At 69.4% G+C, this 21,673-nt stretch carries 22 protein-coding genes; 8 read left to right on the top strand and 14 right to left on the bottom strand.

All coding sequences use genetic code 11. The annotated features are described in order from the left end of the window. Positions 1–210: 210 nt before the first annotated feature. Positions 211–636, top strand: coding sequence for a Rieske (2Fe-2S) protein (locus AC0VYB_RS17265; protein WP_009376647.1), 426 nt, complete (start codon positions 211–213; stop codon positions 634–636). 89 nt (positions 637–725) lie between these two features. On the opposite strand, the gene AC0VYB_RS17260 is transcribed toward AC0VYB_RS17265, so the two are convergent. The 4 genes from AC0VYB_RS17260 to AC0VYB_RS17245 all read right to left on the bottom strand — a co-directional run bounded on the left by AC0VYB_RS17260 (position 726) and on the right by AC0VYB_RS17245 (position 3,338). Continuing rightward, a complete protein-coding gene (locus AC0VYB_RS17260) occupies positions 726–980 on the bottom strand; it encodes a hypothetical protein (RefSeq protein ID WP_063249485.1) in 255 nt (84 codons plus the stop codon). Between the two features lie 110 nt (positions 981–1,090). Beyond that, entirely contained in the window at positions 1,091–1,471 is a 381-nt protein-coding gene (locus AC0VYB_RS17255) for a hypothetical protein (RefSeq protein WP_009376645.1), read from the bottom strand. Next, entirely contained in the window at positions 1,468–2,640 is a 1,173-nt protein-coding gene (locus AC0VYB_RS17250; RefSeq protein WP_009376644.1) for a serine hydrolase domain-containing protein, read from the bottom strand. The genes AC0VYB_RS17255 and AC0VYB_RS17250 overlap by 4 nt, the downstream gene beginning before the upstream one ends. Positions 2,641–2,693: 53 nt before the next feature. Further along, positions 2,694–3,338 (bottom strand): ArsR/SmtB family transcription factor, encoded by a 645-nt coding sequence (locus AC0VYB_RS17245; protein ID WP_475384867.1) that lies wholly within the window; start codon positions 3,336–3,338, stop codon positions 2,694–2,696. 93 nt (positions 3,339–3,431) lie between these two features. On the opposite strand from AC0VYB_RS17245, the gene AC0VYB_RS17240 reads away from it, so the two are divergent. Beyond that, the gene (locus AC0VYB_RS17240) at positions 3,432–4,097 is read left to right on the top strand and encodes an HdeD family acid-resistance protein (RefSeq protein ID WP_009376642.1); all 666 of its coding nucleotides are present in this window, start codon (positions 3,432–3,434) and stop codon (positions 4,095–4,097) included. 66 nt (positions 4,098–4,163) lie between these two features. Beyond that, entirely contained in the window at positions 4,164–6,803 is a 2,640-nt protein-coding gene (gene otsB, locus AC0VYB_RS17235) for a trehalose-phosphatase (protein ID WP_009376641.1), read from the top strand. Between the two features lie 12 nt (positions 6,804–6,815). On the opposite strand, the gene AC0VYB_RS17230 is transcribed toward otsB, so the two are convergent. After that, a complete protein-coding gene (locus AC0VYB_RS17230; protein WP_009376640.1) occupies positions 6,816–7,649 on the bottom strand; it encodes a helix-turn-helix domain-containing protein in 834 nt (277 codons plus the stop codon). A gap of 149 nt (positions 7,650–7,798) precedes the next feature. On the opposite strand from AC0VYB_RS17230, the gene AC0VYB_RS17225 reads away from it, so the two are divergent. Further along, complete coding sequence (locus tag AC0VYB_RS17225) at positions 7,799–8,767, top strand: alpha/beta hydrolase (protein WP_009376639.1); 969 nt, start codon at positions 7,799–7,801, stop codon at positions 8,765–8,767. A gap of 4 nt (positions 8,768–8,771) precedes the next feature. Here AC0VYB_RS17225 and AC0VYB_RS17220 read toward each other — a convergent pair whose 3' ends face one another. Further along, entirely contained in the window at positions 8,772–9,224 is a 453-nt protein-coding gene (locus AC0VYB_RS17220) for a MaoC family dehydratase (protein WP_009376638.1), read from the bottom strand. Between the two features lie 174 nt (positions 9,225–9,398). Here AC0VYB_RS17220 and AC0VYB_RS17215 point away from each other — a divergent pair, with 174 nt between their 5' ends. Continuing rightward, a complete protein-coding gene (locus AC0VYB_RS17215; protein WP_009376637.1) occupies positions 9,399–10,061 on the top strand; it encodes a DUF1990 family protein in 663 nt (220 codons plus the stop codon). Here the strand turns inward: AC0VYB_RS17215 and AC0VYB_RS17210 are convergent. The 4 genes from AC0VYB_RS17210 to AC0VYB_RS17195 all read right to left on the bottom strand — a co-directional run bounded on the left by AC0VYB_RS17210 (position 10,048) and on the right by AC0VYB_RS17195 (position 14,053). Further along, positions 10,048–11,070: a M15 family metallopeptidase gene (locus tag AC0VYB_RS17210; protein ID WP_009376636.1), complete on the bottom strand. Its 1,023-nt coding sequence runs from the start codon at positions 11,068–11,070 to the stop codon at positions 10,048–10,050. The two genes, AC0VYB_RS17215 and AC0VYB_RS17210, sit on opposite strands and share 14 nt — an antisense overlap. Before the next feature lie 113 nt (positions 11,071–11,183). Continuing rightward, positions 11,184–12,461, bottom strand: coding sequence for a sensor histidine kinase (locus tag AC0VYB_RS17205; protein ID WP_009376635.1), 1,278 nt, complete (start codon positions 12,459–12,461; stop codon positions 11,184–11,186). Positions 12,462–12,464: 3 nt separating this feature from the next. Beyond that, complete coding sequence (locus tag AC0VYB_RS17200) at positions 12,465–13,406, bottom strand: response regulator transcription factor (RefSeq protein WP_009376634.1); 942 nt, start codon at positions 13,404–13,406, stop codon at positions 12,465–12,467. Next, positions 13,406–14,053 carry a hypothetical protein gene (locus AC0VYB_RS17195; protein ID WP_223290002.1) on the bottom strand — a complete coding sequence of 216 codons (648 nt, stop codon included), beginning with the start codon at positions 14,051–14,053 and terminating at the stop codon, positions 13,406–13,408. Before AC0VYB_RS17195 ends, AC0VYB_RS17200 begins: the two co-directional genes overlap by 1 nt. 148 nt (positions 14,054–14,201) lie before the next feature. Between AC0VYB_RS17195 and AC0VYB_RS17190 the strand changes: the two genes are divergently transcribed. Further along, complete coding sequence (locus AC0VYB_RS17190) at positions 14,202–14,465, top strand: hypothetical protein (RefSeq protein ID WP_009376632.1); 264 nt, start codon at positions 14,202–14,204, stop codon at positions 14,463–14,465. Between the two features lie 50 nt (positions 14,466–14,515). Here AC0VYB_RS17190 and AC0VYB_RS17185 read toward each other — a convergent pair whose 3' ends face one another. Next, positions 14,516–15,568 carry a hypothetical protein gene (locus AC0VYB_RS17185; RefSeq protein ID WP_009376631.1) on the bottom strand — a complete coding sequence of 351 codons (1,053 nt, stop codon included), beginning with the start codon at positions 15,566–15,568 and terminating at the stop codon, positions 14,516–14,518. Between the two features lie 103 nt (positions 15,569–15,671). Between AC0VYB_RS17185 and AC0VYB_RS17180 the strand changes: the two genes are divergently transcribed. After that, positions 15,672–16,388: a MerR family transcriptional regulator gene (locus tag AC0VYB_RS17180; protein ID WP_434964981.1), complete on the top strand. Its 717-nt coding sequence runs from the start codon at positions 15,672–15,674 to the stop codon at positions 16,386–16,388. Between the two features lie 237 nt (positions 16,389–16,625). Here AC0VYB_RS17180 and AC0VYB_RS17175 read toward each other — a convergent pair whose 3' ends face one another. The 3 genes from AC0VYB_RS17175 to AC0VYB_RS17165 all read right to left on the bottom strand — a co-directional run bounded on the left by AC0VYB_RS17175 (position 16,626) and on the right by AC0VYB_RS17165 (position 19,595). Beyond that, a complete protein-coding gene (locus AC0VYB_RS17175; protein WP_009376629.1) occupies positions 16,626–18,968 on the bottom strand; it encodes a heavy metal translocating P-type ATPase in 2,343 nt (780 codons plus the stop codon). Further along, the gene (locus AC0VYB_RS17170) at positions 18,968–19,180 is read right to left on the bottom strand and encodes a heavy-metal-associated domain-containing protein (protein WP_009376628.1); all 213 of its coding nucleotides are present in this window, start codon (positions 19,178–19,180) and stop codon (positions 18,968–18,970) included. The genes AC0VYB_RS17175 and AC0VYB_RS17170 overlap by 1 nt, the downstream gene beginning before the upstream one ends. Before the next feature lie 124 nt (positions 19,181–19,304). After that, on the bottom strand, positions 19,305–19,595 hold the full coding sequence (locus AC0VYB_RS17165) for a metal-sensitive transcriptional regulator (protein WP_009376627.1): 291 nt from the start codon (positions 19,593–19,595) through the stop codon (positions 19,305–19,307). A gap of 105 nt (positions 19,596–19,700) precedes the next feature. On the opposite strand from AC0VYB_RS17165, the gene AC0VYB_RS17160 reads away from it, so the two are divergent. Beyond that, positions 19,701–21,560 (top strand): MOSC domain-containing protein, encoded by a 1,860-nt coding sequence (locus AC0VYB_RS17160; protein ID WP_009376626.1) that lies wholly within the window; start codon positions 19,701–19,703, stop codon positions 21,558–21,560. Positions 21,561–21,673 lie beyond the last annotated feature (113 nt).

Genomic DNA, 21,673 nt, shown 5'->3' with positions numbered 1-21,673 from the left:
CCGCAGCTGAACTTGCGCTGGAGCGCTGGTGGGGTTGCCAAAATGAGGCGGTAGGGTGCATTAATTCTCTCTATTTGCGGTCATCGACAAAGTTGGACTCGCCCGTTGACAGCCGGGACGCGTGGAACCCGCGCCATCGTGTCTCGTGAAGGTGCCCAGGTGCCGCGCTAAGCTGGACGCGCATCCGGGAACCGAGACGAGGAGAGCACAGTGGAAGCGAGCAGGCGCACGATCATCACCTCGGCGGGAGCCGTCGGCACCGTCGGACTCATCTCAGCGTGCGGCACCGACGATGCGGGCTCCAGATCATCGGAGTCGGGTAACGGCTCCTCCGAATCCACCGCTGGCGGGGCGACGATCCCGGCGAGTGACGTTCCCGTCGGATCGGGCACGGTCATCGACGAGACCTATGTCGTCACCCAGCCGAAAGAGGGCGAGTTCTACGCCTTCTCCTCGGTGTGCACGCATCAGGGCTGCCAGGTGCGCACGGTGACCGAGGACAAGATCACGTGTCCATGCCACTCGTCCCAGTTCTCGACGACGACCGGCGAGGTCCTCGGCGGTCCCGCCACCGAGCCGCTGCCGAAGTACGAAGTCTCCGAGTCCGGCGGCGATCTCACGATCTCCGGGAAGTAGACCTCACGATCTCAGGAAGGTGAGAGCCTCACCCTCGGGGTGGTGAGGGATCTCTCCGAGGTGGGGGCTCGAGCGGTCAGCTTGGGTGGTCAGCTTGGGCCGTCGCCGGGCTTCGTCGGCCCGCCGTCCGACCCGCCATTCGACCCCGGGTGCCCGCCACCTGACCCGGTCGAGCGGGGCAGCATCCAGGCGATCGCCAGCCCGAGGGCGAAGCCGATCATCGCGAAGGGGATCATCTGGAGCGGGCCCCAGATGAGCAGGCCCACGACACCCCCGATGACCATGCCGATGACGGCGATGGTCCAGACCCGGGCGTCCAGGCGGAACTGTTCTCTGTCTGACATCATCTCTCCTCAACTCGGTCCGCTGGGCGGTCGCCCCGCGGATTCCGTCTCCATTGACTGGGTGAGCATGGTGGGTGAGCGGCCGCGTGTACGGCTGCGTGTGCGGATCGTTACCCGAGGAGGATCCCCGGGACGACGAGGGCGCCGGTGACGGCGAGGAGGATCGCCGCGGCGACCCCGAGGCGGACACCGCCACCGCGCGGCACTCCGGGTCCAGAGGCACGCCACGGCAGTCCCGGCCACGCCGCTGCGGCACGGTATCCGGTCCAGGCGTAGACGGCCACGGCTGCGAACCACACCCAGACGAACCAGTCTCCCCAGCCGCCGAAGGGGCCGATGAGGCGGACGAGGAGGAGGATCGCGAGCGCCCCGGCGAGCCCTGCGAGGAGCAGCACGCGCGACTGGGGGCGACGGGTCGCGCTCACCGCGGTCCACGCTCCGAAGGCGAGGGCGAACGTCGCGGTCAGCGCGGCGACGAGGGTCGGTGTCATCGGCTCTGTCCCTTCTCTGCAGCGCTCCGGCTCCCCGGCATCGCCTGGCCGGCCGCCCGCTCAGCGGCCCGTCCGGCAGCCTTCTCCGAGATGAGGTCGATCGCCTTGTCGACGGAGTTCGCGGAGTCGCTGAGCACGATGATCCCGGTCCCCGACCCGCGGTCGAAGCCGAGGAACGACCGATATCCGCCGGTCCCGCCGTTGTGCCACGTGATGTTCGGGGTGCGGTTCGTCGTCGTCATCCACGCCCAGCCGATCCGATCGGTCTCGTCGAAGTCCTCCCGGGGTTCGCTCGCGGCGGCCCCCGGCGCGGTGCCGGCCATCGTCGCCTGCAGCCAGATCGCCATGTCCCGGGGCGTCGACCGGATCGCTCCCGCCGGAGCCGATGCCCCGAGCGTCCATGGTGCCGCAGGCAGTCCCGACGACGTCAGACCGTGGGAGAGCCCCTTCGCCGAGGAGGGCACGAACGTGTCGTCCATCCCCAGTGGCTGCGTGATCCGCTCCCGGATGAGGTCGGCGTAGCTTCGTCCCGCCACCTCGGCGAGCGCCTGCCCGAGGACGGCGAACCCGAAGTTCGAGTACTCAGGCTCCGTGTCGCTGACGTCGACCTTGTCGAGCGCGCGGACGAGGTCGGTGACGTCGCCGCGGTAGGGATCGGTGTGGAGATAGCCTGCGAGGACCGTTGCGAGACCATCACCGACACTCGGCGCCGGCTCCTGCCGGGGCAGTCCCGACCGCTGCGTCGCGATCGCTCCGAGCGTCACCTCGGCGACGTCGCCGTCGAGTTCGGGCCAGACCTCGCCGAGGCGGGTCGACTCCTCCACCTCGCCCCGCTCAATGGCATCGGCGAAGAGCGCTGCCGTGAACGTCTTCGTGATCGACCCGATCTCGAACTGCGTCCTGCCGTCCGCGCCGGTCCCGGCCTCGGTGACGGTGTCGCCGTTGACCCTGACGACGGCGAGGTGGTTCCAATGCCCGCTCCCGAGCGCCTCGGCGGCGGCATCCATGAGGGCCGGATCCCCGGTCACCTCACCCTGGAATCCGCGTGGGAACGGGGTGATGAGGAGGAGTGCGAGGGCGACGGAGGCGGCGATGACGACGGGAAGGATCCTCCGCCGAGGCGGGTGCCCGGTCTGTGTGTGCGGTCCGGTATCGGTGGGTGCGGTCATGTCGGGTCTCCTCGGGTGGGTGCTCCTCGGATGGGGTGAGCGTCGTCCTCGGGTCAGCTCGTGCCGATGAGGATGAGGGTGAGCAAGGGGATGACCTTCTGCGCGGGAACCCGCCAGTGTCCACGCGGGATGTTCTCGAGCCAACCCGCCGAGGCGAGCGCCTTGAGATGGTGATAGATCTGCCCGGTGGTGCCGAAGCGGTCGTCGGCGCTGAGTTCGGCGACGGTCGTCGTCCCCTCGTAGACGGCCTGGAGGAGGGCGAGGCGCACGGGGTGGCTGAACGCGGTGAGCGCCGGGGCCGCCTCGGCGAAGTCGATGTCGGCGAACGCCTCAGCGGTCAGGCCCATCTGCCACGACACGGGGGACTCGGTGCCGGGCGGCGTGACATGGCCGGTGTAGACGACCCCGCCTGCGGCGCCGAGACGCTCGACGAGGCCGTTGAGCGCCCAGAACGTTTCCGCGTCGGGGACACTGGCCGAGGAGCGGCCCGGGGCGGTGCCCGCTGTCGACTCCCGTCCAACCGAGGGCGGGGTCGCCGCGGATCCGGCACCCGCCTCGGCGGGAGTGCTTGCGGTCACCGAGCCGGCGGCGTCCTCGAGCTCGGCGACCCGATCCTCGAGCCGGGCAAGGCGCTCCTCGAGCGGGTCCTCCGGTCCCGCGTCACGCGCGACAGCGGTGCCGTCTGCTCTCACATCCATGCTTCGACCATACACGTATTACGTAATTACGTAAAGAGAAGAATGATGGAGGACTGGGACTCGGCCGGAGGTCGGTCCTAGACTGGTGCAGTGATGAGTACTGAAGAATCGCGCACCGAACCCACGCTGTCGGCGGACGAGAACCTCACCGACGCGGGAGTCATGGGCGCGCCGATGATCGTCCGGGGAATCCTCGGCGTCCTCTTCGGCTTCGCCACGGTGTTCTGGCCGCGCGATGCCGAGAATCCGATGCAGCTGTCCCTCGGCGTCGGCATCGTCGACCTGCTCTGCATGGTCGACCTCGGACTTCTCGCCCTCGTGCTCGTCTACCAGGCGCTGCGCTCGCCCCTGTCGGTGCGCACCGCCGTCTTCGGCCAGGCCATCGTCACGGTGCCGGCCATCGTCTTCCTCGCCATCGCCGACACCCCCGCCGAGCTGCGCGCGGCCCTGAGCATCTGGGCGATCCTCCACGGACTCATCGAGCTGTGGAACTACCGCAAGCTCGTCCACCACCCGATGGCCACCGACTTCCTCATCTCCGCCGCCGTCCACATCCTCCTCGGCATCATCCTCCTCGCCGGGGACACGCTTGCCGCGCTCGACATCGTCGGCTTCACCGGTGCCGCGGCGCTCATCGCCGGCGTGATCTTCATCATCGGCGGGTACTCGCGCATGAGCAGAGTCAGACAGGTCCGCCGGGCTGAGAGCTCCGGCGAGACGCCCGAGACGCCCGGCGAGACCGCAGCCGACGACGTGTGAGGCTCACGCACCGACACTCCGGCACCACCGACCGCCACCCGACCTCCGACCGATACCCGAGGTGAGATGAGCACCGTCGAACACGATTACAACGATGTGTCCCCGCTGACTCCGATCTCCGCGTCCGTCTCCTCGTCGGGCCTCCTCGGCGATCTCGCGGAAGCCAGCCGCGCACTGCCCGACGCCCTCTTCCGGCGCCTCTTCGAGGTCTCGCGTTCGCCGTCGCTGCTCATCGCCACCGACTACGACGGGACGATCGCCCCGATCGTCGACAACCCCGCCGAGGCGTATCCGCTCGAGAGCTCGGTCGACTCCCTGCGCGCGCTCGCCCTGCTGCCGTCCACCTCGGCGGGGGTGATCTCCGGGCGCAGCCTGCGCGACCTCGCGGCGATGTCGCGGCTGCCGCGGGAGGTCCACCTCTTCGGCTCCCATGGCGGGGAGACCGACACCGACGTCCACCGTGCGCTCGACCCGAGCCAGCGGACGACGCTCGAGGCGTTCCGCCGTGACCTCGTCGACGCTCTGCCCCCCGAGGTGATCGAGCACAAGACCGCGGGAGCGGCCGTCCACCTGCGCGGGCTCGACGAGGTCACCCGGCGGCGGGTCGAGGACGGGATCGCCGCCCTCGTCGAGGACCACGCGATCTTCCCGACCCGCGGCAAGCAGGTCGTCGACCTCTCCGTGGTGCCCTCCTCGAAGGCCGAGGCACTCGCGAACCTGCGGGCGCGCACCGGCGCCGACGTCGTCGTCTTCATCGGCGACGACCGCTCCGACGAGGGTGCGATGGAGACGCTCGGCGACCTCGATCTCGGGATCAAGGTCGGTGACGACGAGACGCATGCGGACTTCCGCCTCCCCGACCCGAATGCGGTCTCGGTCGTCCTCGCTGCGATCTACGAACTGCGCAAGTCCTGGCTCTTCGGCCGTGAGGCCACCCCCATCGACCGCCACAGCCTGCTCGGCAACGGACAGTCGACGGCGCTCGTCGACCCGCACGGAAGCATCTGCTGGATGCCGCACCCGCTGCCGCATTCGGCCTCGATGTTCTCCGAGATCCTCGGCACCGCTGCTGCCGGCTACTTCGCCGTCGACGCCGCCTCCGGCGTCGCCCCGCTCACCCAGCGCTACCTCACGCATTCGACCCTGCTCGAGACCCGGTGGCCGGGCCTGAGCTGCATCGACTACCTCGCTCCCGTCGACGGGGCCAGCGACGACACCATCGTCGTCCGCGTCCTCACCGGCGACGCCCCCGCCCGCATCCGCTTCGCCCCGCGCCTCGACTATGCGACCGTGCCCACTCGACTCGCCCCGGTTCGTGACGGCGTCCGGGTGCTCGGCACCGCCGAGCCGATCATGCTCATCGCCCCCGGTGTCGACTTCGACATCGTCGAGTCCGGACAGTCCCAGACTGCCGAGGCGACGGTGGTGCCCTCGGAGTTCCCCGGCGGAACCGTCGTCCTCGTCCTCGCATGCGGCAGCGGCACCGGCGATGCCCGCTACATCGCCGAGGGCGGTGAGGAGCGGGTGCGCGATCAGGCGCTGCGGTTCTGGACGAACTGGACGTCGACGCTGTCGATCCCGAGCCACCACCGGGAAGAGGTCATCCGTTCGGCGATCACCCTGCGCGCGCTCTGCCACGAACCCACCGGCGGCATCCTCGCCGCCCCGACGACCTCCCTGCCCGAAGGCATCGGCGGTGTGAGGAACTGGGACTACCGCTACACGTGGCTGCGCGACGGGTCGATGACGGCCCGTGCCCTGCTCGCGCTCGGCTCCCCCGCCGAGGCGGAGGGCTTCCTCTCCTGGCTGACCGGGATCCTCGACCACACCGTCGCCCCGGAACAGCTCCACCCGCTCTACGCCGTCGACGGATCCGCGCTGACCACCGAGGCGGTGCTCGCGCACCTGCCCGGGTACGCCGGCTCCCGGCCGGTACGGGTGGGCAACGCCGCCGAGCATCAGGTCCAGCTCGACGTCTTCGGACCGATCACCGAGCTCCTCGACGAACTCACCGAGCACCTCGGCGAGCTGCCGGAGGCGTACTGGAAGCTGACGACCCAGATGGTCGAAGCAGTGAGCAAGCGGTGGTTCGAAGCCGACCACGGCATCTGGGAGGCCAGGCGGCCGCCGAAGCACAACGTCTACACGCGGGTGATGTGCTGGGTCACCGTCGATCGGGCGCTGCGGATCGCCGAGCGCTTCGACAGGCAGCCCCCCGGCGCGTGGCGCCAGCTGCGGGAGGAGATCAAGAGCGACATCCTCACGCACGGCTACAACGAGGAGATCGGTGCGTTCACCGTCGCCTACGGTGAGACCGATCTCGACTCCGCGTGCCTGTTCGTCGGGCTCAGCGGTCTGCTCGAACCCGACGACCCGCGGTTCATCGCGACCGTCGACGCCATCGAACGGGAGCTGCGGGTGGGCCCGACGGTCTTCCGCTACCGCTACGAGGACGGTCTGCCGGGACTCGAGGGCGGGTTCCACATCTGCACGACGTGGCTCATCGAGGCGTTCATCAAGGTCGGGCGCATCGACGACGCGTGGGATCTGTTCCGCCAGCTCGACAATCTCCTCGGACCCACGGGGCTGCTGCCCGAGGAGTACGACCCCGTCGCGGAGATGCATCTGGGCAACCACCCGCAGGCGTACTCCCACCTCGGCTACATCCGGGTCGCGCAGATGCTCGACGCCCACCGCCAGAGCTGAGGGGGTCGTCGCTCAGACGAGGTCGGCGAGCGCCGCGGCGTCCGGGGTGCCCGCCTCGGCGGACCAGAGGATGAGCTGCTGCCCGGTCGACCCGGCGTAGGTGAACGAGTCCCACTGGAGGCGGATCCGCCCTGCGCGGGGGTGGTTGAGCACCTTGTCCCCGAAATCCTGCTCGGCCACGCGATGCTCGGCCCACCAGCGGCGGAAGTCCGCATCGGCGATCGAGAGCCGACCGACGAGCGAGGCGAGTTCGGGGTCGTCGGGGTTGTCCGCGGCCTCACGGCGGAGGATGCCCACGCACGTGCGCGCCACCGTGTCCCAGTCCTCGTAGAGGTCTCGGATCTGCGGGACCGTGAACGTCATCGAGACGTAGTTGCGCTCGTGCGGCGGCAGTTGGGAGAAGTCCATGAGCAGAGCCGCTGCCGCCGGGTTCCAGGCGAGGATGTCCATCCGTGCGCCGAGGACGATCGCGGGCAGGTCTCTCAGCTGGTCGAGGAGCAGCTGGAGGCGGCCGTTCGCGGCTTCGCGACCCGGTGCGGGGGAGTGGTGCCCGCGAGCATGAGCGAGGAGGTCCTCGGCGTAGGCGGTCTGCTCGGACGTCAGGGACAGCACTCGGCAGAGGGCGGCGAAGACCTGGTCGGACGGGGCGAGTCGGCCCTGTTCGACCCGGGTGTAGTAGTCGGGGCTGACCGCGACGAGCTGGGCGACCTCCTCGCGGCGCAGACCGGGCACCCGCCTGATGCCCGTCGATCCGACGACGTGGCTGGGCACCGACCCTGGCGAGACTTCGCCTCGGCGGACGCGGAAGAACTCGCCGAGCGCGGCGAGCTGGGGTGAGGAGGCCATGCCCTCACGATAGCCCGGTGCGCGGGCGGTGTTCCTGGGAGGGATCCTTCCCAGGAACAGTCCTGTTCTGGTTGGGGCGCGGGAACCCGCGAAGGATGGAAGCACGAGGACGACGCACAGGATCGTCCCACCGACCACGAGGAGGACCCGTGTCCACAGGCACCATCAAGCGCACCGAACTCACGAACGTCGAGCACGTGACGTTCCGCAATCCCGACATGTACTGGGACATCGCCGCCGACATCCACTTCCCGACCGACTTCGACGAGACGCGCACCTATCCGACGATCGTCGCCGCTCACCCCATCGGCAGCTGCAAGGAGCAGACGTCGGGCAACGTCTATGCTCCGGCCCTCGCCGATGCCGGATACGTCGTCATCGCCTTCGACGCGAGCTTTCAAGGGGCCAGCGGCGGGCTGCCGCGCTTCCTCGAGGATCCCGCTCAGCGCGTCGAGGACTTCAGCCGCGTCGTCGACTACGCCGTCACCCTTCCCTACGTCGACGCCGAACGGATCGGCGTCCTCGGGATCTGCGGCGGAGGCGGCTACACATGGGCGGCGGCGAAGACCGAGAAGCGGTTCAAGGCCGCCGTGTCGATCACCGGAGCGAACTTCGGCCGTCTCCAGCGGGAGATGTCCGAACTCAGCGGTGGCCCGCTCGCGGCACTGCGCGGCATCGGAGATCAGCGCACCGCGGAGGCCCGAGGCGCCGAGAGCCTCGTCAACGGGTTCCTCCCCGAGACCGCCGAGGCGGCACAGGAGACCGGAGACATCGACATCATCGAAGCCTTCGACTACTACCGCACCAACCGGGGCCGGGCCGAGGGCGGTGCCGTGAGCTTCGAAGGCGCGCACGGATCGTCGGCGCTCGGCTGGGATGCCTTCGACCTCGCCGAAGTGCTCCTCGACCAGCCGCTCCTCGTCGTCATCGGCGACGAGGGCAAGCAGGGGGCCTTCGGCGCGTGGCGCGACGGCCACACGATCATCGAGAAGGCCGCATCGGAGGACAAGGAACTCGTCGAAATCCCCGGTGCCTCCCACTACGACCTCTACGACCAGGGCGACGGGGCCGGGAAGGCGCTCGAGTCGGTCATCCCGTTCTTCGCTCGGACGCTCTGAGGCCTCACTCGACGAGGAGGCTGACCATCTCGGCGATGCACGCCGGGCGGTCCTCTCCCTCGATCTCGATGACGTGACTGATGATCACCTGCGTGCCCTTGGGCCCGCGGGTGACATCGGTGAGCGTGGCGGTGTCGCGCAGGCGCGAGCCGACGCGGACCGGCTGCGGGAAGCGGACCCTGTTGAGCCCGTAGTTGATCTTCATCGACACCCCGTCGATGGCGAAGATCTCCGAGGAGAACTTCGGCAGCAGCGAGAGCGTGTAGAACCCGTGGGCGATCGTCGCCCCGAACGGACCCGCCGCGGCCCGCTCCTCATCGAGGTGGATCCACTGATGGTCGTCGGTGGCGTCGGCGAACGCGGTGATCGCCGCCTGGTCGACGGTCAGCCACTGCGAGGAGCCGAGCTCCGTGCCGACGGCTGATTCGATCTCGTCGATGCCGGTGAGGGTGCGCATGGGTTCTCCTTCGATCCTGTGGGTGCGCGGGCTGTTCTCTGCGGGGCGTGTCATCGTGCGCGGGCTGTCGGAGTGTCTGGGCAGCCGCGTGATGTCCTTATCGGACATTCGATCGTCGAATGCCGTCACTGTGCACTCTACTGCCGAATCGGAGGCGTTGGCTACGGTGTTCCTATGACCCCGGTTCCTCTGACCTGTCCGCAGAATCCGCTCCTCACCCGTCCCCATTCGCCGAGGTGGCTCGACCGTCCCGACGGCTACCGCTGCTTCGAGGCCGCGTACTTCGTCGGGCGGGGTCGGACGACGTTCGAGGCCTGCGCCGAGGACCTCCTCCAGTGGAAGGTGAAGACCCGCAGCGGCTTCGACATCGAGCCGGCCGGGCGCCGGGTCGAGGCCGGCCAGGAGCCGACGATCCGCGTGCGGCTCGGCCCGTTCCGACTGCCCGAACCCTCCCGGGTGCTCGAGGTCGTCGAGACCGAGGATCTCCGCGGGTTCACCTACGGCACGAAGCCGGGGCATCCGATCACCGGGGAGGAGTCGTTCCTCCTCGTCCACCGTCCCGACGACCGCGTGTTCCTCGTCCTCCGCTCCGTGTCGCGGGCGGGGCTGGGCATCTGGCGCCTCGGCGAGCCGGTCGTCCGCCTCGCGCAGAGGGTCTACCGGCGACGGTACTCGCGCGCCCTGCGGGGTAACGCGAACGGGCTCGCGAGGCGACCACTCCCCCGAGGAGGATCCGAGTCGAAAGTGAGCCGGATTTCGCACCGGATCCGCCTCCTGGGCACCGACGGCAGGGTGCCGCGCGGAGGCTCATCTCAGACCGGGGTCACTTGCCCTTGATCTGGTCCCGGGCGGGGACGTACTCCCAGTGCCAGGGCTCGTACTTCGACGACTTCGCCCAGTCCGGGTTCTCCCAGCCGAACTTCCCGGCGTTCTTCACCAGCCAGTCCCATGGGCCGGTCTTCGATTCGGTGCCGCCGCCGAGGTCGAGGGCGATCCCCCAGCCGTGCATCGACGTGCCGGGACGGGCGGAGAGGCCGGGCTTGCGGCCGGCGACCGAGACCTGGCCTTCGAGGCTGCGGTAGGAGTCCGTGATCGGAATCTCCTTGCCCGTCTCCTTCTTGTACGCGGCATTCATCTCCGCGAACGACACCGCGGCGTCGGCGCGGAGCTTGTGACCGCCCTTGCCGAGGTCGCACAGCCACTCATCGGGCAGCTGACCGTTGCTCGCACCCGAACCGAACTCGGTCTCTGCATCGCAGCCGGGCAGGGCGCTCTTCGCGATCGAGCGGCTGGCGGCCTTGGCCCCCTGCTGCTTCGCACTCGGGGCACCGACTTCGATCGACGAGTTCTCGTCGGCGGCGGGGATGTCGGCGTTGACGGATTCGGCGTTGATCTGACGAGGTTCGGATCCGGCGCTGGTGTCGACTGTGACTTCGCTGCCGTTTCCGGCGGTCGCGAACATCACCGTGGCGACGGCGGCGCCGGCGACCGAGAGGCCGGAGAGGGTGGTGACCGTCGTCGCGCGCTTGCGGCGCACCGAGCGGAGCAGAGCGCCGTCGGATCCGCGACGGCCGGACTGTGCCGTGAACGCCGAGCCGGACTCGCGGGCCTCCTTGGCCATCGCTGCGCGCCGCGGTGATCCGGCGGCTGCGCGGGCCTCTGCCGCCATGGCGGCGCGGCGGGGGGAGAGCGGTGCGGTCGACGCGGATGCGGCGGTCACTGCCGAGGTGGAGATCGGTGCGGTGTCGAGGTCACTGGGGTGGGGTGCGACTGTCGGGGTGTGTGCCTGCTGCCTGCGAAGATCTCGCCGCCGCACCTGTCCCGCGGTCGTTGCCTCACCCGTCATACTGCTCCACGTTGCTCTCACGATTCGACCGCCGGATCTCCCCGACGGCCGCGACACTCAATATCACAAGAGTGTAACGGTCGAGTAACGCTCTGTCACATCGGTGAAGGGACCTACTCCACTCCGAGCTGCTGGCGCAGGGCGATGTCCTGGGCCTCCTCGTCGGGGAAGATCACCTCGGTGCGCGCACCCCCGGCTGGCGCGTTGCTGAAGATCAGACGGATGCCGAGGAGGCGTGCCTGACCTTGGGCGATGACGAGACCGAGCCCCATCCCGCCGCCGCCGGCGGAGACGAAACGGGTCGGGCCGGTCTCGACGATGTCGGCGGGGTATCCGCTGCCGGAGTCGGTGACGACGATCGAGGTGGGGCTCGTCGTCAGGTGGATGGGGTCGGCGCCGTGCTTGATCGCGTTGACGAGGAGATTGGAGATGATGCGCTCGAAGCGGCGGACGTCGGTGACGAGTTTGGCGCCCTGCGCACCAAAGTCGGTGCCGACCTCATGTCCGGCGAGCGCTCCCGACGCGGTCATCGTCCCGAGCAGGGACCGGATCGCCTGGTCGATGTCGACGCGGGTGAACTCCGGGTTCGCCCGGCCGGCGTCGAGGCGGGAGACCTCGAGGAGGTCCTCGACGAGGACCTGCATCCGCTGCACCCGGTCCTTGACGAGTTCGGCGGGACGCGAATCCTCAGTGAGCAGGCTCGCCGCGTTGACGAGGCCGGTGAGCGGGGTGCGCATCTCGTGGGCGAGGTCGGCGGTGAACCGCTGCTCGGAGTCGATGCGCTCGCTCAGCCTCGTCACCGCAGTGTCGACCGCCGAGGCGAATGCCCACACCTCCTGATCCGATTCGTCGACGACGTCGGCGATGCGGATCGACGTGTCCCCGGCGGCGATCTTCCGCGCCGCCTGTGCGCCCAGGGTGAGTCGGCGAGAGATCCGTCCGGCGACGATCGACCCGACGCCGCCGACGACGAGGGCCGATCCGATCATCCCGACGAGCAGGGCCTGGTCGATGCGGCCGATGAGCTCACGGCTGTCGGCGGTCGAGGCGCGCACGGAGATCACCTCGGTGTACGTGCCGACCTCGATCGGTGCGGCCGCCCAGACGATCTCCTCCCCGTCGACCTCGGAGCGGATCGTCACGCTCTGGCCCTTGAGCGCCTGCGCGCGGGCCTCGTCGGGCAGCTGCGGGTCGTCGATGCGCGCATTGAGGGTGAGCACCCCGGTCTCGGAGAAGATGTTGACAGCGTTGGCGAGCTGGTCGGTCACCGTCGAGCGCATCCGGTCGTCCTCGGCCCGGGCTGCGGACTGCCGGAGGATGATGCTGCACGAGAGCACCGCGATGATCACGGACGCGACGATGAGAAGGGAGATCTTCCAGCGCAGGGACATGGCTCAGCCGGCGAAGCGGTACCCGAAGCCGCGAACGGTCTCGATCATGTTCGCCCCGATCTTCTTCCGCAGGCGCTGGATGTGGACGTCGACGACGCGCGAGTCGCCGGCCCATTCGTAGCCCCACACGGTGAACGCGATCTTCTCCCGCGAGTAGACGTGTTCGGGCTGCTCGGTGAGCAGGAGGAGGACGCGCAGCTCGGTCGGGGTGAGGTGGACCTCCTCACCGTCGACCTCGACAGTCAGTCGTCCGGTGTCGAGGACGAGGGACCCCAGCCGCGTGCGGAAGGGTCCGAGCTCATTGGTCGACTGCCCCGCCTCGGCGGCCGAGGGCGGAGACGATGCGGGCCGCGGAGGGACGGTGACATCCGTGCCCGCCGCCGACGTGAACTTCCCGCCGGCACCGAGGTAGGTGTCGTCGTCGGCTAGGGCGCTGCGGGTGCGGTCACGGGAGTCCATGCCGGGGCTGGGACCGAGCACTTCGGGGATCCCGTCGCCGGTGATGACTCCGCCGGGGCCGATGACGGTCTCGTGTTCGTCGACGATGTCGGTGGTCGGCGAGTAGCCGAGGCGGTCGGTGCCGGTGGTGATGAAGCGGCGGACGACGGCGCGGATGCGGGCGTTGAGGACCTGCATGTCGAAGGGCTTGGTGAGGTAGTCGTCGGCGCCGGCCTCGAGGGCCTGGACGATGTCGATGGCCTCCGAGCGGGCGGAGATGATGATGATCGGGATCGACGAGCGCTCCCGGATGGCCCGGCAGATCGAGGCCCCGTTCATCGTCGGGAGCATGAGGTCGAGGAGGAGCACGTCGGCGCCGTGCGCGGCGACGAACTCGTAGCCTTCGCGGCCGTCGGCGAAGGCGGAGACGGTGTAGTCGAACTGCTCGAGTCCGATCTGCGTCGTCTCCCGGATGACCTCGTCATCCTCGACCAGCACGATATGCATTACGACTCTCCATTCAGTCGCGTGAAGCGTTGACCCGGTTCAAACCTACCGTCATGGAGACGGAATACCTGCACCGACCAGCCAGAAGGGCAGCAGTCTTCGTCGCCGTCGGCATACATCGCCTCCTGGACGACGAGGGTCCCGTTCTTCCCGGGGCTGAGCGTGAGCTGGTTGCCGGTGGCGATGAGCTCGAGGCGGGGGGCACCGTCCTTCTCGCTGACGACGACACCGGCGATGTCCTCACTGCGCTGCTGCGGGTTGGCGACGGTGACGACCTGGAACTTCTCCTCGCCACGGGTGAATGGGGCACCGAACTTCAGGCAGTCCTTGCATTCGCCGACGACCTCGGCGGTCTCCGCCGCGCGACCGGTCACGGCGACACCGGAAGCGTCCTCGATCGCTGTGCGGATCGTCTCGAGCGAGAAGGGCTTGTCCGGAGGGCCGGCGTCCTCGTTGGACTGGTTGAGCAGTGTCGGGGAGGCTGTGCTCGCGGGCTCGATCCGCAGTCCCCGGTCCGGGCCGCAACCGGCGACCGTGAGGAGGACGAGGGCGCACACGCACGCAAGCAGCGTCCTCGGACCGACTCTGGTCAGGACGCCTGCTGCCGACGTGGCAGCCCGCGAGCGCACAGGTGTGGGGATGGGCACGATGACATTTTCGCGTGTTCGGGCGTGCGCGTCCACCTGGGGTGATTCGCCGGGGTCAAGGAGTCTTGGCCGATCGGGCGGATGCCGGGAGAGGCGGGGGAGAGGTGCGGATGCGACGACTCCCAGCTCGAGTCGGTACCCTGGGGGTATGGCAGCGTCGAAATCCGCGAAGAAGTCCTCCAGCACCGTGTCCTACAAGGACGCGCTCAAAGTCGGGCTGGTCTGCGGCGTCGCCGTCCTCATCCTCTCGATGATCGTCACCCGCGCGTGGCAGGACTCCGGTGCCTTCGGCTTCTCGTTCATCTACGCTGGTGTCGCGTTCGTCCTCGTCACTGCCCTCGCGTCGGTGCTCAACTGGGTGATGCGCAACGACACTCAGAACGACGACCAGTCCTACCCTGTCCTCAAGTAGGCACCCTGGCCTCAGGTAGGCGGGCGCTGCCTCGAGCAGGGCCCTGCGTATCACGTCGAGGTGCCCTGCCTGGTCCGGGCGAGAACGGCCCATGAGCCGAGGCCCGCGGCCACGACGAGCACGGCGACGACTCCGAGGGTCCGGAGGTCCGTCTCGAGGATCGACTGACCGCTGATCGCCTGGGCCGCGGTGACGGCGACGATGCCGAAGTAGAAGAGTGCGAAGATCCTCACGAGCCCCACCCGGGTGCTCTCGGGGTGCAGCCTGGGCCACTTCCGCCCGAGGAGCACGAGGCCGAGGGCGAAGGCGGGGATGATCTGCAGGGCGTGGAGACCGACGAAGTGGGGGACGCGGATGTCGCCGGCTTGAGTGTTCCAGCCGGTGATCGGCATCGTCGGACCCCCGTCGACGGCGCCGACGCTGTGCGCACCGGCGAGCCCCTGCGCCTCGGCGGCGTCCATGTCGACGATCTCGAACTCGCCGATGGTCATGAGGAAGGCGATGGCCATTCCGATGAGCCCGATGGCCGTCCCCCAGCGGATCCCGGCGGCGATGCCGCGGTCGGGGAGGCGGCGGACGGCGAGCACGATGCCGAGGATGAGGTTCGCGATCCACACTGCGACGATGAAACCGCCCATGCCGTAGTAGACGGCGGCGTCGAAGACGGTGCCGACATTGAAGTGGCTCATCTGACCACGGATGATCTGGAGGACGATGAGGACGAGTTCGACGGTGATGCCGAACGCGATGATCGTGCCGATCACGCGAGCGAAGCGGCTGCGCGAGGGCAGGAAGGTGAGCATCCACGCGATCGTCAGGGTGTAGATGGTGATCGAGACGCCGAACTTCGCCGCTTTGTGCCAGATCGGAACGCCGACAAGCGTGCGGTCATCGACGAAATAGCCGATCGTCGCGACGACCGCGACGACCGCGGAGAACGCCGCCGCGACGAGCAGGGGCCGGTGGAGGCGCAGAAGTGCGGTGACGAGGGTTCCTCGCCGTGGTTCGCCGAGGTGGTCCCCGCGCCGGTGCTCCGGCGACGTCCCGGTCGACGTCCGCTCCGGTGACCTCTTGCCGCCATTGGCAGATAGTCCGCTATCCATACATGGATAGTAGGCTATCTGCGAGGCCTGCGCAAGAGGTCAGTGACCAGGGGCCTGCGACGAGGGCGGCAAAGGCCGCGACGAGGTGAAGGCCGCGACGACGGTGACAGGTGCTGCGCCTTCGACGACGGCTGCGGCACCGGCGACGACGAGGAGGCGATGGACGGCGATGCGGATCTCCGAGCTCAGTGCTCGCAGCGGCGTGCCCATTCCGCGGATCAAGTACTACATCCGCGAAGGGCTCGTGCCGCGCGCGCAGCCGACCGCTGATGACCCGGGCGGCTACGGGGACGACCACCTCCATCGCGTGCGCCTCATCCGAGCCATGGTGACCATAGGCGGGATGTCGATCGCCACGGCGCGCACGGTTCTCACGGAACTCGACTCCCCGACCCCGGAGGTGCCCGTCGTGCTCGGCCAGGCGATGCTCGGGATCAACGCCCGATCCGACGATGCGCCGAGCGAGAACCGCGCGCGGGCCGCGAGGGTCGTCGACGACCTCGTCGCCGCGCGCGGCTGGAACCTCGCCGAGGACGAACCGGCCAGGGACGCCCTCATCACGGCCGTGGAGACCATGCTCGACACCGGTCACGCCGACCTCCTCGGTCATCTCGACGTCTACGCCGAGGCGGCCGACCGGATCGCCGATGCCGATATGGCCAGCGTGGCAACCACCGATTCCGCAGCGGCGATCGTCGAGAAGGCGGTTCTCGGCACCGTGCTCGGCGAGATCTTCATCGGCAGCCTCCGCAGGCTCGCCCACTCCGACCGGGCGCGGCGGAGGTTCTGGCCCGGCGAGGGCGACGACGCTGAGCAGTGAGGGCGGGGGTGCGCGCTCAGACTGAGCACGGGCTCCGCCGGCGGCGCGGTCGCACCGCCGGCAGCGCTCACGAACCGCCTGCGCCCGCGGACACAGACGCGAGCGGCGCCCACGGACCGTGCCGTGAGCGCCGTTCGCGCAGTCGCCGTGGCCGGGGAGCGCCGGTCACAGCGACTGCGGCCGTGCTGCCTGAACCGGAGGCGCCGCCGTGCGGCCTGAACCGCAGCAGCCGCCGGGCTACCTGAACCGCAACAGCCGGAGGCTGTTGAGGACGACGAAGACCGAGGAGAACGCCATCGCAGCACCCGCGATCATCGGGCTGAGCAGCCCTGCCGCGGCCACCGGGATCGCCGCGGTGTTGTAGGCGAAGGCCCAGAACAGGTTGCCCTTGATGAGCCCGAGCGTCTTCCGCGAGAGGCGGATCGCCTGCGGGATCTGCCGCGGGTCCGAGCGCACCATCGTGATGTCCGAGGCCGCCATCGCCGCATCCGTGCCCGAGCCCATCGCGATGCCGAGGTCGGCCCCGGCCAGCGCCGCGGCATCGTTGATGCCGTCGCCGACCATCGCGACCGACCGGCCCTTCTCCTGGAGCTCGTTGACGACGGCGATCTTGCCCTCGGGACGGACGTCGGCGCGGACCTCGGTGATCCCCACGGCCTGCGCGACCGCCTCGGCGGCCGAGGCGTTGTCCCCGGTGAGCAGCACCGTGGAGAGTCCGAGGTCATGGAGTTCGGCGATCGCCGAGGCGGCCCCGTCCCTGATCTCGTCCGCGACGAAGGTGAGCCCGCGGAACTGCCCGTCGACGGCCAGGGCGACGACCGTCGCTCCGGCCGGCACCTCGGCGGGGTCGATGTCGACGGTGATCCCGCGGTCGCGGAGCAGATCGGGTCGACCCGCGAGGACCGCGGAGCCGTCGATGCGAGCTTCGAGCCCACCGCCGGGGATGGCGGCGAAGTCCTCGACCCCTTCCCTCGACCGTTCCACCCCCGCCGAGGCGGTCCCCGCGTCCGTGGTCCGCAGTGCGGTGCGTTCACCCGCGCCGTTGGTATCGGGCGAGCCGCCGGCGGTGCCGCCGGTGACAGAGCCTCCGACCGTGCTCCCCGCATTGCGCGCGGCTTCGGCGTCGACGATCGCCCGGGCCACGGGGTGCTCGCTGCCGTGCTCGAGGCGCGCAAGGAGCGCGAAGTCGTCCGGGCTCAGCTGCGTTCCGGTCAGCGACATCACGCCCGTGGTCAGGGTGCCCGTCTTGTCGAGGACGACCGTGTCGATCGACCTCGTCGACTCGAGCGCCTCGGGCCCCGAAACGAGGATGCCCAGCTGGGAGCCGCGACCTGAGGACACGGCGAGAGCCGTCGGAGTCGCGAGTCCGAGCGCACACGGGCACGCGATGATGAGCACAGTGAGCGCGGCGTGCAGGCCCATCGCCCAGTCACCGGTGACCACACCCCACGTGAGCAGGGTGAGGGCGCTGATGACGAAGACGATCGGAACGAACACCGCGGAGATCCGGTCGGCCAGGCGCTGCACGGCGGGTTTGCCCAGCTGCGCGCGGCTGACGAGATCGGCCATCGCTGCCAAGGTCGTGTCGGCCCCGACGCGTTCGGCGCGGACCTCGAGGACGCCCGCGGTGTTGATCGTCGCCCCGGTGACGGTGTCGCCGACGCCGACCTCGACGGGCGCGGATTCGCCCGTGAGCATCGCCTCGTCGACGGCCGAATGACCGGCGACGATGACTCCGTCGGTGGCGATCTTCTCACCCGGCCGGACGAGGAAGACGTCGCCGACCGCCAGCTCGTCGATCGGCACCTCGACCTCGACCCGCGAGCCGGAGAGCGCACCGGTCCCGACCGGCGACCCGGACACCGAACCGCCGGCCCCAGCCCCAGTCTCCCAGAGCACGGTCGCCGACTTCGCCCCGAGGTCGAGCAGCTCGCGCAGAGCCGCCGTCGCCCGGTTCTTCGCCCGGTCCTCGGTGAGCTTGCCGATGAGGAGGAAGACGGTGATCGCCGCAGCCGCCTCGAACCACACGTGGTAGTCGCCGGGGATCTGCCAGCCGTAGCCGTCGACGACGGCGCGGATGAGTGTGGCGTAGGAGTAGCCGCTGGCGACGATGATGCCGACGCTCACCAGCGTGTCCATCGTCGTCGAGCGTCCCCTGGCGGCTTTGAACGCCGCCGAGTGGAAGGGCCAGGCGCCCCACGTGACGACGGGCAGGGCGAGAGCGCCCACGACCCACTGCCAGCCGGGGAAGTGCCAGCTCATCACCATCGAGATGGCGATGATCGGCACGGACAGGACGAGCGAACCGATGAAGCGCGGGCGCAGGTGCCGGGGATCGTAGTCGACGATCTCCGGCCCCGCCGAGGCGGCCTGCCGCACCGTCGCCCCGTACCCGGCCTTCGCGACGGCCGCGGTGATGTCATCATCACTGAGACCTGAGTCGATGACGACATGGGCCGTATTCAGCGGCAGGTTCACCTCGGCGCTCACCCCGTCGAGACGCGAGAGCTTCTTCTCGATCCGAGCCGAGCACGATGCGCAGGTCATTCCCGTGATGTCGAGATCAACCTCGCGCGACATCACTTGACCTCGTAGCCCGCTTCGTCGACGGCGGCGCGCAGGTCCGCATCGTCGAGGTCGTTCGCCGAGGTGATCGTCACCGGGGAGTCCCCGCCGGCGTTGAGATCGACCGCGACGTCGGAGACTCCGGGCAGCGCCCCGATCTCCTCCTTGACGGACGCGACGCAGTGGCCGCACGTCATGCCTGACACGGTGATGGTGGTGGTGGTCATGTCTCCTGCTTTCCTCGCACGTGCTCGCCGACCGGTCGGTCGGCGAGGTCGCGATGACTCGTCAGAGATGCGCGATCGTCGGGGGCATCGGTCCGGGAAGGGGGCCGGCGCCCTGGAGATCAGGTCAGCTCTTGATGAGCCTGGCGATGGCGGCTGAAGCCTCCTCGATCTTCTTGCGCGCTTCGTCCTCGCCGGCGGCGGAGGCGTCGACGACGCAGTGAGCGATGTGCTCCTCGAGGAGATTGATGGAGACCGCATGCAGCGCAGCCGTGGCGGCCGAGACCTGGGTGAGGATGTCGATGCAGTACTTGTCGTCATCGATCATCTTCGCGATCCCGCGGACCTGTCCTTCGATCCGCTTCATCCGGCGAGCCAGAGCGTCTTTCTGCGGGGTGTATCCATGTTGCTCAGTCATGACAGGACTATATACCCCCATAGGGTATCTGGCAACCCCGGTGGCCCGTGTGCCGTTGGTCTCATTCTCGCATCCCCGCGGCGGCGGTGCTCGTAGAATCGGGGCATGCGTGCATCCAGACTGTTCCGCTTCCCCGTCAAGGGGTTCCCTGCAGAGGAGATCGCCGAGGCGGTCGTCGACTCAGGTCGCGGCATCCGCGGTGACCGCGTCGCCGCCTTCACGAACGGAAGCCTCAACGTCCCCGCCGACCAGTGGCAGCGCTATTCCGCTTTCACCGTCCTCAAGAACTACCCTGACCTGCAGAAATGGCAAGTGAGCACGGCTCCCGATTCTGCGATCACGCTGACCGCGCCGGCGGGAGGGTCGACGACCTTCTGCGCGGACGATGACGAGTCACGGGCCGCCTCGGCGGAGTTCCTCTCCTCGCATATACCCCCGCAGGGTTCTCATCCGCGCGGGATCGTCGTCGCCGGGCAGGGGATGTTCGACTCCCGCGAATCGGGGATCTCCCTCATCAACCCCGCCACCGTTGAGGCCCTCGGCGCCACCGAGGAAGGACGGGCCGCGCTCGGCACTGGCGACCTCGACCCGCTGCGGTTCCGCGGCAACATCTTCGTCGAGGGGCTTGATCCCTTCGCCGAGTTCGGGCTCATCGGTCGGATCGTGCGCATCGGCGGCGTCCGGCTGGCGATCAGCCAGGCGATCGAGCGCTGCCCGGCGACGACCGTCAACCCCGTGACCACCGAGGTCGACGTCAACGTCCCCCGCATCCTCGCCTCGGCGTGCGGGCACCTCCACTGCGGGGTCTACGGACGGATCCTCGAGTCAGGGACGATCACTGCCGGCGATGAGATCGTCGTCGAAGGCGAGGCCCCGCGCGATCTCGTCCCCACCGCGCGGACCCCGCGCTTCCTCACGGTCGTCAGTTCCCGGCAGATCTGCAACGACACGGTGGAGATCTCCCTGCGCGACGAACTCGGGTGGATCCGCGACTTCGACGAACCGGGGACGAACCTGCGCGTCCACCTCGAGCTCGGGGCGCCGTTCTGGCGGACGTACACGATCACCGACGTGACCGACGACGTCGTCTCCATCGCCGTGCGCACCCAGGGGAAGGGATCGCGTGCGGTCGCGAGCCTGCCGCCCGGCGAGCGCGTGCTCGCGTCAGGACCGCATGGGACGATGACAGCGGATCGGGTCTTCGGCGGCACGACCGCGCTCGTCACCGCGGGCATCGGGATCACCCCGAGCCTCGGGCTGCTCCGCGAGGTCGCCCGTGAACCCATGACCGTCGGCGCTGCGCTCGGTGTCGGCGGCGACTCCGCGGCCGGGGTCGGGCCGGGGTCTGCGGACGGGGCTGCCGCACAGGAGACGCTCGGCAGAGCCGTGCCGGCAGCCGAGCGGCTCAGGCTGCTCCACATCGACCGGGATCAGCGCACGGCGTGCCTGTGGAACCGGCTCGTCGACCGAGCCGAGGGCACGGGCCTGCCCGTCGAGGCCGAGCACCGCGACACCGCCGTCGACGGCAGGCCGGGCCACGACGATCTCGTCGCGACCCTGAGCGGCTGCGACAACGTCATGGTGTGCGGGCCCGCCGACTTCACCCGGGCCGTGCTCGCCGCGGCCGAGGAAGCCGGGGTTCCCGGCGTCCACCAGGAGACCTTCGCCTCCCCGCACACGGGGATGAGCGAGGCGATCGCCGACTGCGAACCCGCCGAGGTCACGCTCGCCGAATCCGGCACGAGCTTCCTCTGGGAGCCCGCGCAGGGCACCCTCCTCGACGCGCTCGAGTCGCGCGGGGTCCACGCGGAGAGCTCGTGCCGCGGCGGATCGTGCGGAACGTGTTCGATCGCGCTCGCCTCCGGCACCGTCCTCTACCCCGTCGAACCGGCAGCGCGCGTTCCTGCCGATCACGTCCTCGCATGCTCGGCGGTGCCCGCCGGACCGATCAGCCTCGCCCTCTGAGGCTTAGCCTCGGGCCGGCCCGCAGTCGCGCCCGCTGAGTCGCGGTCTCGTCCCGCGCCCGCCGCGCCCCTGCCTGATCGGCTGAGGCGGGACGACGACGGCCCGCGCCCGAC

This window comes from Brevibacterium sp. Z349TD_9 (assembly GCF_056173565.1).
Note: the sequence above shows the minus strand (reverse complement) of the source record. Positions and strands in the feature narration are given on the sequence as shown.